Source organism: Neptunicella marina, assembly GCF_014270035.1.
Classification (GTDB): Bacteria; Pseudomonadota; Gammaproteobacteria; order Enterobacterales; family Alteromonadaceae; genus Neptunicella; species Neptunicella marina.
This window is the reverse complement of sequence record NZ_JACNEP010000002.1, coordinates 59,649-72,153: the sequence shown is the minus strand read 5'-3', so window position 1 is coordinate 72,153 and position 12,505 is coordinate 59,649. Positions and strand designations below refer to the sequence as shown.

General features: G+C 44.8%; 15 protein-coding genes. 7 read left to right on the top strand and 8 right to left on the bottom strand.

What is annotated here, in order from left to right:
- Positions 1 to 4: 4 nt before the first annotated feature.
- The 7 genes from H8B19_RS02720 to H8B19_RS02690 all read left to right on the top strand — a co-directional run bounded on the left by H8B19_RS02720 (position 5) and on the right by H8B19_RS02690 (position 6,030).
- A complete protein-coding gene (locus H8B19_RS02720; protein WP_186505250.1) occupies positions 5 to 1,393 on the top strand; it encodes a tetratricopeptide repeat protein in 1,389 nt (462 codons plus the stop codon).
- 20 nt (positions 1,394 to 1,413) lie between these two features.
- On the top strand, positions 1,414 to 2,025 hold the full coding sequence (locus tag H8B19_RS02715; protein ID WP_338401481.1) for a PepSY-associated TM helix domain-containing protein: 612 nt from the start codon (positions 1,414 to 1,416) through the stop codon (positions 2,023 to 2,025).
- A 15-nt stretch (positions 2,026 to 2,040) separates the two neighbouring features.
- Positions 2,041 to 2,550 carry a DUF2271 domain-containing protein gene (locus H8B19_RS02710; RefSeq protein WP_186505249.1) on the top strand — a complete coding sequence of 170 codons (510 nt, stop codon included), beginning with the start codon at positions 2,041 to 2,043 and terminating at the stop codon, positions 2,548 to 2,550.
- A gap of 48 nt (positions 2,551 to 2,598) precedes the next feature.
- On the top strand, positions 2,599 to 3,426 hold the full coding sequence (locus H8B19_RS02705) for a DUF4198 domain-containing protein (protein WP_186505248.1): 828 nt from the start codon (positions 2,599 to 2,601) through the stop codon (positions 3,424 to 3,426).
- Positions 3,427 to 3,431: 5 nt separating this feature from the next.
- A complete protein-coding gene (locus tag H8B19_RS02700) occupies positions 3,432 to 4,796 on the top strand; it encodes an NADPH cytochrome P450 oxidoreductase family protein (protein ID WP_186505247.1) in 1,365 nt (454 codons plus the stop codon).
- A gap of 186 nt (positions 4,797 to 4,982) precedes the next feature.
- Entirely contained in the window at positions 4,983 to 5,504 is a 522-nt protein-coding gene (locus H8B19_RS02695; RefSeq protein WP_186505246.1) for a GNAT family N-acetyltransferase, read from the top strand.
- 163 nt (positions 5,505 to 5,667) lie between these two features.
- On the top strand, positions 5,668 to 6,030 hold the full coding sequence (locus H8B19_RS02690) for a hypothetical protein (protein WP_186505245.1): 363 nt from the start codon (positions 5,668 to 5,670) through the stop codon (positions 6,028 to 6,030).
- A 323-nt stretch (positions 6,031 to 6,353) separates the two neighbouring features.
- Here H8B19_RS02690 and H8B19_RS02685 read toward each other — a convergent pair whose 3' ends face one another.
- The 8 genes from H8B19_RS02685 to H8B19_RS02650 all read right to left on the bottom strand — a co-directional run bounded on the left by H8B19_RS02685 (position 6,354) and on the right by H8B19_RS02650 (position 12,480).
- Positions 6,354 to 7,280, bottom strand: a complete 927-nt coding sequence (locus tag H8B19_RS02685; protein WP_186505244.1) for an HPP family protein — start codon at positions 7,278 to 7,280, stop codon at positions 6,354 to 6,356.
- 154 nt (positions 7,281 to 7,434) lie between these two features.
- Entirely contained in the window at positions 7,435 to 8,598 is a 1,164-nt protein-coding gene (locus tag H8B19_RS02680; RefSeq protein ID WP_186505588.1) for a glutathionylspermidine synthase family protein, read from the bottom strand.
- Between the two features lie 16 nt (positions 8,599 to 8,614).
- The gene (locus H8B19_RS02675; protein WP_186505243.1) at positions 8,615 to 9,220 is read right to left on the bottom strand and encodes a DUF1190 family protein; all 606 of its coding nucleotides are present in this window, start codon (positions 9,218 to 9,220) and stop codon (positions 8,615 to 8,617) included.
- Positions 9,221 to 9,232: 12 nt separating this feature from the next.
- Entirely contained in the window at positions 9,233 to 9,649 is a 417-nt protein-coding gene (locus H8B19_RS02670; protein WP_186505242.1) for a DUF350 domain-containing protein, read from the bottom strand.
- A 30-nt stretch (positions 9,650 to 9,679) separates the two neighbouring features.
- Positions 9,680 to 10,327, bottom strand: a complete 648-nt coding sequence (locus H8B19_RS02665; protein ID WP_186505241.1) for a YjfK family protein — start codon at positions 10,325 to 10,327, stop codon at positions 9,680 to 9,682.
- Positions 10,320 to 11,363 (bottom strand): ion channel, encoded by a 1,044-nt coding sequence (locus H8B19_RS02660; RefSeq protein ID WP_186505587.1) that lies wholly within the window; start codon positions 11,361 to 11,363, stop codon positions 10,320 to 10,322. The genes H8B19_RS02665 and H8B19_RS02660 overlap by 8 nt, the downstream gene beginning before the upstream one ends.
- A 21-nt stretch (positions 11,364 to 11,384) precedes the next feature.
- The gene (locus H8B19_RS02655; RefSeq protein WP_186505240.1) at positions 11,385 to 12,065 is read right to left on the bottom strand and encodes a PspA/IM30 family protein; all 681 of its coding nucleotides are present in this window, start codon (positions 12,063 to 12,065) and stop codon (positions 11,385 to 11,387) included.
- Between the two features lie 25 nt (positions 12,066 to 12,090).
- Positions 12,091 to 12,480, bottom strand: a complete 390-nt coding sequence (locus H8B19_RS02650) for a YjfI family protein (RefSeq protein WP_186505239.1) — start codon at positions 12,478 to 12,480, stop codon at positions 12,091 to 12,093.
- Positions 12,481 to 12,505: the final 25 nt, after the last annotated feature.

Below are 12,505 nucleotides of genomic sequence, written 5' to 3'. Positions count from 1 at the left end.
CGTTATGAATAAATTTTCAATTTTGACAAAAACCGTTCTGCTTCTGGGCTCTTTACTGACCACTCAGGTACAGGCTGGCGACATTGTGATTCAATTTGCCGAACCCGACTTTACTTTTATTCAGCGTCCAGCATTGAATCAAACTATTGCCAAAATATCCCCAGGAGAAACAGAGTTTGCTAAAACGATAGAGCCTCTGCTGCAAAAACAGGAGTATCGTCTTGTTATCAGGTCTTTTGAGGAACGGGACAATTTCTATGGCAAAGATTTTCGAACTGATAGCCCCGCACTAAAAGTGTTACGTGGGCAAGTTTACCTGAGTCTTAAAAGCTATGACAAAGCCGAGACTGTCCTGAAGTCAGCATTAAAAGATATGCCCGATTTGCTATTGGCACACCGCACGCTGGGCATGCTGTATATGTTAAAAAAAGACTATAAGCAGGCTAAGAAGCATATTTCACGCAGCATTGAATTAGGGACGTCTGATGCACAGTCCTATGGTCAGCTGGCATACCTTAATTTCCGTAATGACCAGCCCTATGCTGCTATTGCCGGATACCAACAAGCGATGTACTTGTCGCCAGACAACGAACAATGGTTGCAGGGGTTGTTGTATGTACTAATTCAAACACATGCCTGGGATACCGCCAGTGCTTTGTTACAACAGCAGTTAGCTGCTCATAGTGATGATCCCCAGTTCTGGCTTATGCGTGGCCAGATTGCCATGCAGCAAAAAAGATACAAAACGGCACTGGCCAGCCTGGAGGCCGCTATCCGGCTGGGAGATAGTAACATTAGTAATCTCCTTACGGCTGTAGGCTTGCATGTGCGTGAAGGCAGTCCAGAGCGTGCAGTGGCGCTTTTATCACAAAGTCTGCAGCAATTGGATAAAACAAACCGTGAGCAAGTAATTGCTGTATTTGATCAGACCCTGCCGTGGTTGATCGACCAGAACAAAATCCCACAGGCTGAAAAGCTGATTGCAATTGCTGAAAAAGCGTCATTAACAGGACTGCAAAAAGACAGTCTCAATGTTTGGAATGGAAAACTTGCATTAGCTCAGCACGATTATAAAAAAGCCAGGGTTTATCTACAAAAGTCAGTGGATAAAGATCCTGCAAATGGGCAGGCCATTCTGGCGTTGGCTGATGTTTATCGTAAGTTAAATCAACCTCAGCAAGCCGAATTATATTTAGTGCGGGCTGCCAGTTTAAAGGATACCCGGATATTAGCTTTACTGGCACATGCGCAACTTAAAATTGATCAAAAAGATTACCAGAGTGCTCTGAAGTTGTTGCGCCGGTCACTGGATATTGATCCGGACCGAGCCGGTGTTCAGCAAAATGTTCGTCAACTTGAGCAACTGGTAAATCAGTCTCAGTACACATCGTGATCTAGCCTGGAGTTCTGTTAGTGGTTAAAAAAAAATCACGATTGTCGTTTGGTTCTATTCGTCAATGGCATTGGATAAGTTCGGCGATTTGTCTGGCAGCGATGCTGATGTTTTCTGTCACCGGCATTACCTTAAATCACGCTGCGGATATACCCGCCGACGTAAAAATTAATACTCTCGAATTTGCAATGCCAGAGCAGTTGTTAGACGAGCTGCAAAATTTGCAACAAGGGCCACTGCCAACGGTAATTGTAAAGTGGTTAGCCGAGGAAAAATCCCTGTATATCAAAGCTGCCAATAAAGTGGAGTGGAATGAAGACGAATTGTATTTGTCTCTCCCGGAGCCTGGCGGTGATGCATGGATGAGTATCGACCGCTACAGCGGTGATGTGGTTTACGAGCGCACCACCCGCGGTGTGGTGGCTTATTTAAATGATTTACATAAAGGACGAAATACCGGCAAAAGCTGGATGTGGTTTATCGACATCTTTGCAATTGCCTGCGTGGTGTTTTGTTTAACTGGATTCGTTTTATTGTATCGCTATGCCGGTGCGCGTCCCACAACCTGGCCTATGGTCGGTTTGGGTGTGTTATTGCCGGTGATAGTGGTGATTTTATTTGTACATCCTTAAAAGGGAAAAGTAAGTATGAAAAAACTGTTGCCATTGTTAGCTTTGAGTTTGCCGTTAAGCGCAACAACTTTTGAAGCCAATGTGGAATTACCACAGCTGGATGTGGCGGAATATCACGCGCCGTATTTAGCTATGTGGGTGCAAAGTAGCGATCGCAAAACCATTAAAAATCTCGCGCTTTGGTATGACCATGATAAAGCCAAAGGTAAAGGTCAGGAGTGGTTAAAAGATTTGCGCCAATGGTGGCGTCGTAGTGGCCGTGGTTTAGATATGCCAGCTGCAGCGGATGCGTTTACTGGCGCAACCAAAACTTCGGGCAGTTATCAGCTGAGTTTTGATTCTGCCAAATTAGGATTAACTGACCTGCCGGCGGGTGAATACAAGTTTTATATCGAAGCCGTGCGTGAAGTGGGCGGTCGTGAAGTTTTATCCGTGCCCTTTACCTTACCGGCAGATAAAGCACTAACACTAACCCTGCAGGGTAAAAGCGAATTAGGTCAGGTGAGCCTGACGGTAAAACCTTAATTCCGGCTGGTAATTGAGTTAATCGATAACAAATTAAAAGGAATAAACATGAAACGTACAGTCTCTACTTTATTGGCCGGTGCACTGGCACTGAGCATTCCATTTGCCTCTCAAGCTCACCGTGCGTGGTTTTTGCCTGCTGCCACTGTGTTATCTGCAGATAATGCCTGGGTAACGGTTGATGCGGCGGTATCTAACGATATTTTCCATGCCGATCACGCTGCCTATCGTTTAAATGGAGTGAGTGTTGTTGGTCCTAAAGGCAATAAGGTTGAATTGCAAAATACTAATACAGGTAAACATCGCAGTAACTTCGATCTGCAATTAACGGATGAAGGCACTTATAAAATTTTCAGCGCCAGTAGCGGACTTCGTGCTCGTTGGGAAGATGCAAACGGTAAACGTCAGGGCTGGCCGCGTCGTGGTCAAAAAGCGGACATGGCCGAATTCGATAAAGTGGTACCTAAAGATGCGAAAAACTTAAGTGTGAGCCAGTTTTCTCGTCGTACAGAAACCTTTATCACGGCAGGTACACCAAGTACTGAGGTGTTTAAGCCAACTAACCAGGGGTTGGAATTGGTGCCTGTGACCCATCCAAATGATTTATATGCCGGTGAAAGCGCACAATTTACCCTGTTAATGGATGGCAAACCGGCAGCCGGTGCAGAAGTGATTGTTTTGCCAGGTGGCATGCGTTATCGCAGCGCACAAAATGAAATTAAAGCGGTAGCGGATGAGCAGGGCAATATTTCTATTGCCTGGCCAGAAGCGGGCATGTACTGGTTAAGTGCAAGCTATGAAGATAACCAGGCTAAAGCACCAGCAACCAATCGCCGCGGTGGTTACAGCGCCACCTTCGAAGTGTTGCCGCAGTAATTTATATGATATCTGACTCTCAACGTGTTTGGCTGGTACTGCTGGCGTTAGCGGTTTATGTATTTATTTGTGTATTGAGCTGGTTAAATCATGTACGCAGAAATAAACGTACGCAGCAGCAAATTATCAGCGATGAAGGCGTGGTATTGGTGGCATATGCCAGTCAAACCGGTACTGCCGAAGCGTTGGCTCGACAGAGTGCGGCACAACTGGATGGCAATACGCCGTATCAGTTGCTGCCGTTGAATCAGGTAAACGAAGATGTACTGGCCAATACGCGTCAGGCGTTATTTGTGGTTTCAACCTATGGTGAAGGCGAACCACCCGATAACGGCGCTGCCTTTGCCAGACATTTTCTAAAAGGCACATTCGAACAGGATCTGTCGCATTTGCAATTTAGCGTCATGGCACTGGGCGATAAGTTGTATCAGCAATTTTGCGGATTTGGTCACCAGTTATACCAAGGGCTCACTGAGTTAGGTGCGGTTGCACTCACGCCTCCGTTAGAATCCTGTGCCAGTGACGGACACAATCCACAGCAGCTAATTAGCCAGTGGCAGATATTATCCGGCTTTCATAGTGATGCTCCTTTAGAAGAGCCGCTTTTAAATACTGAGCGCGAATTTGTGCCAGCCAAGCTAATTAATCGACGTTGGTTAAATCCGGGCAGCCCAGGGGCCCCTGCGTTTTTTATTAGTTTGCAAACTCAACAAGCCTTTGACTGGCAAGCGGGCGATATTGCAGAGCTTAAGTTTCCCGGTGGGGAAATTCGCCACTACAGCATTGCCAGTGTAGCCAAAGCAAACATCATCGAATTAATCGTGCGTCAGCACCGTTTTGCTGAAGGTGGTTTAGGTATTGGCTCTGGGTGGTTAACTCAGCATGCCGATTTGCAAGACCAGATTGAGTTAAGAATTAAACCGAACCCTGCGTTTTACGCTGTTGATGCCACTGTGCCTGCCATTTTTATTGGTAGTGGCACCGGTTTAGCGGGCTTGCGAGCGCATATTCTTGAACGGGCGCAAGCGGTAGGTGAGCAACCTCTGGCAACAAGCTGGCTGATATTTGGTGAGCGCGATCCACAAAAAGATGCGTGGCTGCAAAGCGAGATGCAAACATGGCAGCAACAAGGTTTGCAGCTATCCCTTGCGTTTTCGCGTGATGAACAAAATCCAGACTATGTACAAGACGTGATGTTGCAACAACAACAGCAGTTTTTAAGCTGGCTGGAACAGGGGGCGGTTATTTACGTGTGTGGCAGCCGCAAAGGCATGGCGCATGGCGTGGATGCCGTATTGCAACAAATGTTAAGCCAGACCCAGTTTGAAAAGCTGATCAATCAACAGCGCTATCGCCGCGATATCTACTAAAGCGCCTTTGCTAATCTTTTCCAGGGGGCGAATAGGGTTTTGCCCCACATGTAAAACCAAAACATTCGACTCAGTTTCTACAATTTGCTACAACATAGCTGTAAAAGCTAATCTAAACTAGCTATCTGATTTTATTGGATAAATTACAGTAATTTATCTTTATTATTTGCTTTTCAGGGAATGGTCGTGATTAAAGGAAAAAACATCTATATCCGCACAGTGCGTAAAACGGATTTAAACTCACTCTATTCCTTGTCGTTTGATTTTCAGGATGCGGGTGAGTTTATGCCTGTGGGTTTGCAATCAGAAACTGCTTTTAACCAACAATTTGCTGAAAATGGATTCTGGCAGGATCACGCCGGTAAGTTGATTGTAGAAGACGACAATGGCCGGATTGTTGGTGAAGTAGGCTGCTTTAAAGCCGCGCATTACATCGATGGCCGTGAAATTTACTACCGTATTTTTAGTGGCGCACGCGGTAAAGGTTACGCCAGTGAAGCATTAAATTTATTGCTTAAATTACTGTTTGAATCGAGTTCATTTAATCGTCTGCAGGCGGTAACCGTTAGTGGTAACCAAATATCAGAGCATATGCTGAAAAAAGCCGGTTTTACTTTTGAAGGCACTTTGCGTCAGGCGCGTTATTTCAAAGGTAAGTTGGTTGATTTAAACCAGTTTTCGTTGCTGCGTAGTGAGTGGCAAGATTAGTTCTGTTAAGTCTGCTTTATCTTTTTGATCCCATTTGCAACGGCTGAGTTGAAATCAGTTGTTTTATGCATATATTGATTTAATATACTGTTTTTACGCAAATTATACGCTCTGTTTTACTGGCTAATATCACCAATGTAACAGGTAATTTTAAGGATTAGACATGATCAAATGGCAGGATTTAAACCGATACCAAAAAGCGGCATTTTGGCTGTTTATTGGTATTGCAGGTTGGTTCGCGCCTGAAATTGCCTTGGCCTTTCAGTTTGGCGGGGTTGAAGTGGTCTTTGCCATTATGACGGTGTATTTAGTACCGGTTTTAAAGCACCTTCAACATTGGTTCCAAAGTGTTAAAACTACTACTGAAATAGCCTGTATCGCCATGATAAACAGTGCTTCTACCCAACCTCGGGTATTCGCGGTGCAAGCCTCATTTTGCTGTGCTGCATTGTTACTAACCGGTTCAACAACCTTTGCTGTTAGCTTTTTTATGCCCGGTATGTTGTTTAATGGGCTATTAACCTAATTCTTTTACTTTGAGCTGAATAGTTGTCTTAAACCTCACAACCCTTTTTTAGAAATGGAATTCTAATGAAAAAGCTTATTTTTATTCTCACAACCTGCCTATTTATCTCGCAAACACATGCATCAAACATTATTAGCGCTTTATCCCGATGACAATCACTTTTTATCGGTGAATAAACCAGCCGCAGTAAAAGAACTGGTCAGCTGGTTTAAGGCGTATTTAAACTAAAATAACTTACGTCTTTATCATTTCTGGTTTGGCTTGTAGCCTTTCAGCTTACAACATAAACATGAACAAAGATAAACACTCTCTGGCTTTGATTATTATCTTGCTGAATTTTCTTGTTGTACCTTTTTCGGTTGCATTTTAGAACTGCTCCATTCGACAAATTCTTGCATGCTACAGTAGTCAGATTCCCCTTTTTTATCCCCTTCAACCACTCGATAAATGACAAGGTGTTTTGCACTGTTGGTGTCTGTATGAAGTTCCAGGATTTGACGAACTGACCATAATCGACCGGGTTTTCCGTTGGTATAAAATGCGCCAGATTCAAGTTTAAAACCTGCGCTCAGTTCTTCATGCAAGATGGCATCGGCTAGATCAACGATGTGTTTGATTTGCTTGTCACTTGCATCAATCACCAGCTCTGACCGGGCGATTGCTTCATGAATGTGCCGCATTTCTATTCGACGTGTATCCGGGTGGTAACCGACTTCCTGATAGCGCATAAGGTGTTGTGGATAACGGCGCCAGGAAAACAGGTTATTAAACGCAATCGCAACGCTTAAAAGAATCAGACAATTTATCAGCGTAGGCGTGATGACATACCAATAACCCAGTTGATGTACTGAGGTACCACCAATGACTGCGGCTAATGCTGTGGCACCACCAGGGGGATGCAGACAATGTGACAAGTGCATCACAAAAATGGCAACAGCAACGGCAAGAGGTGCAGCAATATAGATGTTGTCAATATACTGAGCACAGGTTACGCCGACTATTGCCGAAAATACATTGCCAGCAAGAACAGCCCACGGAGTGGATAACTGGCCATGGGGGACTGCAAAAAGTAGTACGGTCGAAGCACCCATGGAGGGTAAAATCGCCATGGTTCCTGTTGTATCAGTGATAAATGCGGTTACGCATAAGCATAAGGAAATAGCCACCAGACTGCCTAATGTGGCGACAAGTTTTTCGGAAGTAACGACATTGCTTTGAAAACCACAAAATCGAAGTACGCTTTGAAACATTTAGTGTATCAGTAGTGTGTTTTATTAACGGGAGGAAGAAAGTTATATATAGATTAATGTAGTATCAATAGTTGGTTCTATATTTAATCTGTATAAGGAATAATGTCCGTATTATTTTTAGTGGTGTGAATAAATTTTTGCACTTGATGTCGTTCTACAAAATCACATGGGGCAGATAACGCGACATATCCTGTGTAATCAGGGATTTATCTTCGCGTACCGAGATACCTGCCGGTTGGTCGTTCACCAGCCATGAGCCAATCAGGGTATGGTTATCGCCAAATTTAGGCAGTGCATGCCATGCCTGATAAATAAAGCCTTCCTCGCCGTAGGGGCCGTCGGCCGCGAGTACCGTCTCGCCATTTTTAATTACGCTTACATTAGCTCCTTCACGCGAGAAAATCGGTTTTTTTACCAGCTGTGAACAATCGGCTTTGCTGAGTTCATCTTCAAACCAGGCGGGCAGCAGATTAGGGTGGTTAGGGAAGCGTTTCCATAACATCGGCATTAGCGCTTTATTGGATAATACCGATTTCCACATCGGCTCTAACCAGTTAATACTGGCGCGCTCAATATGCTGGCCAAACTCTTCGCGCTGCATAAATTCCCACGGGTAGAGCTTAAACAGGCTGTTGATGACGCTGTCGTTTAAGTCAGTGAAATAATCATCTTCACTGAGTCCAATATCTTCAATATATACAAAGTCGGTTTTTAAGCCCGCTTCGGCTGCGCAATCCTGCAAATACTGCACTGTACCGCGATCTTCATCGGTATCCTGACAACAAGCAAAGTGCATTTGATTTAGCTGATAGTGCTGCGCTATTTGGGCAAAGCGCTGGATCAGCTTTTCCTGTAATGAATTAAATTGATCGGCGCGGCGGTTGATTAAACCAGCATTAACCTGACCTTGTAACCACAGCCATTGCCAAAATCCTGATTCGTATAAGGAGGTTGGAGTGTCTGCGTTGTTTTCATACAGCCTAGCGGCGGATTTGCCGTCGTAAGCAAAATCGAGCCGTGAATATAAGCTCGGATCTTGTCTAAACCATGAATCAGCAATGGGCTGCCAAAATGCCTGTGGAATGCTGAATTTAGTCAGCAGCTCTTCACTTTTGACTACTTCATCCACCACCTGCAAACACATTTGGTGAATATCGGCGCTGGGATCTTCCAAATCGTTTTCGATTTGCTTAAGTGAAAACTGATAATAGGCAGATTCATCCCAGTAAGGTTCACCGTACATGGTATGAAAATGAAAGCCAAAATCGCGGGCTTGCTGCTGCCAGCCCGCTCTGGGAGTAATTGGAATTCGGAACATAATTACTGGATTGGCGTTAGCCGCCCCAACCGCCACGGCTTGAACTGCCCCAGCTGCTTTTAGCGCGCACGCTAGAGCCAAATCCACCGCGTTTCATGGTGCGATTTACAGTAGGTTTGGGTTTGAAAACATCTTTATCCACGCGGTAATGGCGATTGCTTAAGCTGCCATAATTACGACCGTCTGTGGTGATCCACTGATTGCGGTAGGGCGAGTAACGCGAATAAGAGGTAAACATTGGCTGCGAATAATACGGCCCCGGATTTAGCAAATTACTTAACATGTAACCTGCCATAAAAGGCATAAAAAACGACCCAGAGCTGTTATTCACCGCATGGCAGCGGTCATAACCGAATTCGTACTCACAGTCGCTCATGCTTTTGTATTTGGGGGCGGTACGCTCGGCATCGGCCAGTGCCTGTTCAAAGGCGGCTTTGCACTGTGCTTCCTGTCCTGGATTGGCATCTGCACAATCGTCGGCATTGGTATAAATGGTGGCTTCTTGTTTATCACCACAGGCACTTAACATAATCGCGGTCACGCCAATCGCAATCGGGCGTGGCGCAAAATACTTGCGCATCCGGCTTAGGTTTATGCCTTGGCTACGTTTGCTCGATGTCACAGTGAACTCTCCTTAGTAGCTCATGCAGGCTGCGTTTAATAAACCCACTGCAATCGACATTGCCGCTAACATAATGCCGGCCGAGGTTTCATTGTTGCTAATGCGTTCAACAATTTTGGGCATAAAGGTGAAGCGTAATAACGCAAAGGCAAACAACTGTGCTACCAGTGCCACTGCACCCCAAACAATAAAATCGACTAAAAAACCAGAGTTACTGGCAGCGCTGGCCAGTGCCAGTGAAAAACCAATCATGGCGCCACCAAAACCAATGGCGGCTGCTTCGTTTTTGTCTTCTTTTACCAGTTTCCACTCATCGTGCGGGGTAACAAAAGCGTACAGAATTTTAAAAACAAACAATAAAACAATGGCGCTGATGAAATACAGAGCGAAGTTGCCGAGGCCAGATAAAGAAGAAAGTATTTGTTCCATAAGAATATCCTTTGAGTTGATGTTTTCGTGTTAGCCGTTAATGCGGATGTCGGCTGGCTGCAAATTAAATCCGGTGCTAATGACCAGACAGCGGTCGAGATTATCACCCACTTGTTTTTCTTCACCGCTTACCATTAAAAATTCAAATTGCTCGTCACCGATATCGCGTTCATACAACATCATAAACTGGTCGGTTTCGCTGGTATCGCCATCTTCTTCATAGGTTTTTTCGGTCATGGCAACTGGTGGTGAATCATTGCCTATGGCATTCCACACCCGGCTAAACTGGTGACCTTCCAGACTGTATTCAGCCGTTGAAATTCCGCTTTTTAGCAGCTGCTGCCACTGGCTGTCGGAACCGACCGTTTGGGTTTCGTAGAAATACCAGAGTTTGACATCGGTAATGTGATTTTCTGTATCGCCACCATCCAGTGCCACCTGAATAAAGGCATCGTCATCGGTATAAAAGCGCAGTATTTTACCGCCGGTATCCAGATTGACTTCACCCACTGCCTGAATAATTTGCTGGGATGCGGCGTTGTCGATAATTAAATTAGGCTGGATCAGGCGTAGCTTTAGGGCATCTAATTCAAACGAACCACCTAAATACAAACCCATAATTTCCGGGGTTTTAACTTTGTTGTCCTGCTCTTTTTTACCAAACCATTTGCTAAACATAAAAACGTTCCCATTCGATACTTTTTAAACGCTGCGACGCGATATAAAACACCTTGTCACCACTGTTAACCACGGTTTCAAAGGAGGGATTTAATTTGATTTGTTTGTGACTATCACCCAGACCAATAAAGGTCGCGTCGTAGTGTTGCTTTAACCCGCTGAATAATTGCTGCACATTAAGTGGTTTTTCTAGCAAAGGGATGGTGGTGGAATATTGTGCCTGACCATTATCTGCCACGCTGAGTAAGTCGTGATGTAATGCACTGGAGCCAGGATCAAATGCTGATTTGGCCAGCATTTCAACCGCTACGCTCGGCGTGCATTCCACATTGGGACAATGCAGTTTAAGCAGATTACTCAGAGTCTCATCCTGAAAATAAACCAACAGGTGATTCTCCGGGTTTCGCTGATGACAATACAGCGCGGTGGTCATGGTTTCATCATCCTGTGGATGATCAATAATAATCACCGCCGCATCATCGATGCTGGCGCGTTGCATATCGTCTTCACTGCAAAATGAACCAACTCGTACAAATTCAATTTGACCGGGCATTGGGTTTTCAATATCTGCTTTTACGCACAACAGGATCCCCTGCTGGCGATTGGCATCCTGACGTTCTTTAATCAGCAGTTTTAACAGTTGCATGGTGCGTTCACCCTGCCAGCCAATCACCACAATATGTTGTGACAGATCGATTTTTTTCATGCCTTTTATTCCTCTTTGCCAGTGCTGCGAAAGCCAGGCGGCCGCGCGTCCCACAATCAATGCAAAAATACTTAAACCAAAGGGGATAACAAATAAACTGGTGATTAATTTACCGGCATCGGTTTGTGGTGATAGATCACCATAACCTACGGTTGAGCCCGTGACTAATAACCAGTATAAAAAATCCGGCCAGCGGGTGAGGGCATGTTCCTGCGCCGCTTCCAGTAATATCCAGCTACTGAATGCATAAAATAAAAGCGCCAGTACCACAGAGTACCAGCGCATATGGATAAAATGTTTCAGTATCAGTTTTCTGAGCAGCTGAACCATTTGCATTGATTAAAACTATCCTTATTTGCCTAAGATACGGGCCAGTTCATCATCTGCTGAACTTTTGCCTCCTTTAATACCGGCATCGGCCAGACGTTTCTCTAAATCGTCGGTTGACTCATCGGCTGCCAGTTCCTGTGCTGCCTGCAATTCAGCATTGCGCATGTTTTGTTTTTCCTGAATGCGCTGCAGCGATTCGGTTGCCGTTTTCATTTTACTGTTGGCACCCATATGACGCGATGATACTGAAACCTGTGCTTTTTGCACGGATTCTGTTGCTTTAACCATATCCACTTGCTGCTCTAAACGACGCAGGTTGTTTTTGGCCTGGGCAATATTTTGTGCCAGCTGTTTTTCAGACTGAGTAAACTGATCCAAATACTGTTGTTCGGTATCTAATTCACCTTTAAGTTCCGCCACTTTTTGTGCGCAATCCAGCGCGAGCTGACGGTCAGTCTCCACGGCTTTACGTGCATGTTCTTCATACTGGGCAATAGACGCATTTAAGCTATCTACTTTTTGTTGTGCCAGTTTGCACTTGGCTAAGATTTGCGTACGTGCGTGATCGGACTGACGCAATTCATCTTTTGCTTCTCGAATTTCCTGTTCCAGAATACGGATAGCCTGACTATCTGCCACCGCTTCCGCAGCTTCGGTTACGCCGCCTTTTACCGCTGTAACTAATTTTCTCCACACAGACATCTTGGTTTCCTCGCTAGTGACGTTGTTATTTCAAATGGTCGCGGTAGGCATCTAAAAAGCCGGCGACATTCTGAAATAAGGTTTCAATTTCAATTAAAATACTTTGCTCTTTGGACTGAGAACTCAGTGCGCCAAAGGCGATGTAATAGTCGTTACCCGAAATATTCGAAATACCAATGGTACTTAACGGGAAAATCATATGTGATTTTAAAATTTCCTCGTTTAAGGCGCTGGCATTGCTGACTTCATCAGCTGAAAACAATAACGACTCAACTAAAATTTGTTCTCCGCTAATGGCCAGCCAAGCATCTATCCCGTCGGTATTAGCAATTAGCAAACAGTCTTCTTCTTTGGTGACAACATAGTCATCGTTTGCACTAATCAGGGCCTCAAGTTGATCAAGATCCCACGTCATGTTTACTCTCCTTTTAAGTAACTGA

Excerpts from the sequence above, each read along its gene's own strand:
- H8B19_RS02655 (WP_186505240.1), bottom strand. The coding sequence starts at position 12,065 with ATGTCTGTGTGGAGAAAATTAGTTACAGCGGTAAAAGGCGGCGTAACC.
- H8B19_RS02720 (WP_186505250.1), top strand. The coding sequence starts at position 5 with ATGAATAAATTTTCAATTTTGACAAAAACCGTTCTGCTTCTGGGCTCT.
- H8B19_RS02670 (WP_186505242.1), bottom strand. The coding sequence starts at position 9,649 with ATGGAACAAATACTTTCTTCTTTATCTGGCCTCGGCAACTTCGCTCTG.
- H8B19_RS02705 (WP_186505248.1), top strand. The coding sequence starts at position 2,599 with ATGAAACGTACAGTCTCTACTTTATTGGCCGGTGCACTGGCACTGAGC.
- H8B19_RS02700 (WP_186505247.1), top strand. The coding sequence starts at position 3,432 with ATGATATCTGACTCTCAACGTGTTTGGCTGGTACTGCTGGCGTTAGCG.
- H8B19_RS02665 (WP_186505241.1), bottom strand. The coding sequence starts at position 10,327 with ATGTTTAGCAAATGGTTTGGTAAAAAAGAGCAGGACAACAAAGTTAAA.
- H8B19_RS02680 (WP_186505588.1), bottom strand. The coding sequence starts at position 8,598 with ATGTTCCGAATTCCAATTACTCCCAGAGCGGGCTGGCAGCAGCAAGCC.
- H8B19_RS02710 (WP_186505249.1), top strand. The coding sequence starts at position 2,041 with ATGAAAAAACTGTTGCCATTGTTAGCTTTGAGTTTGCCGTTAAGCGCA.
- H8B19_RS02650 (WP_186505239.1), bottom strand. The coding sequence starts at position 12,480 with ATGACGTGGGATCTTGATCAACTTGAGGCCCTGATTAGTGCAAACGAT.
- H8B19_RS02685 (WP_186505244.1), bottom strand. The coding sequence starts at position 7,280 with ATGTTTCAAAGCGTACTTCGATTTTGTGGTTTTCAAAGCAATGTCGTT.
- H8B19_RS02660 (WP_186505587.1), bottom strand. The coding sequence starts at position 11,363 with ATGGTTCAGCTGCTCAGAAAACTGATACTGAAACATTTTATCCATATG.
- H8B19_RS02690 (WP_186505245.1), top strand. The coding sequence starts at position 5,668 with ATGATCAAATGGCAGGATTTAAACCGATACCAAAAAGCGGCATTTTGG.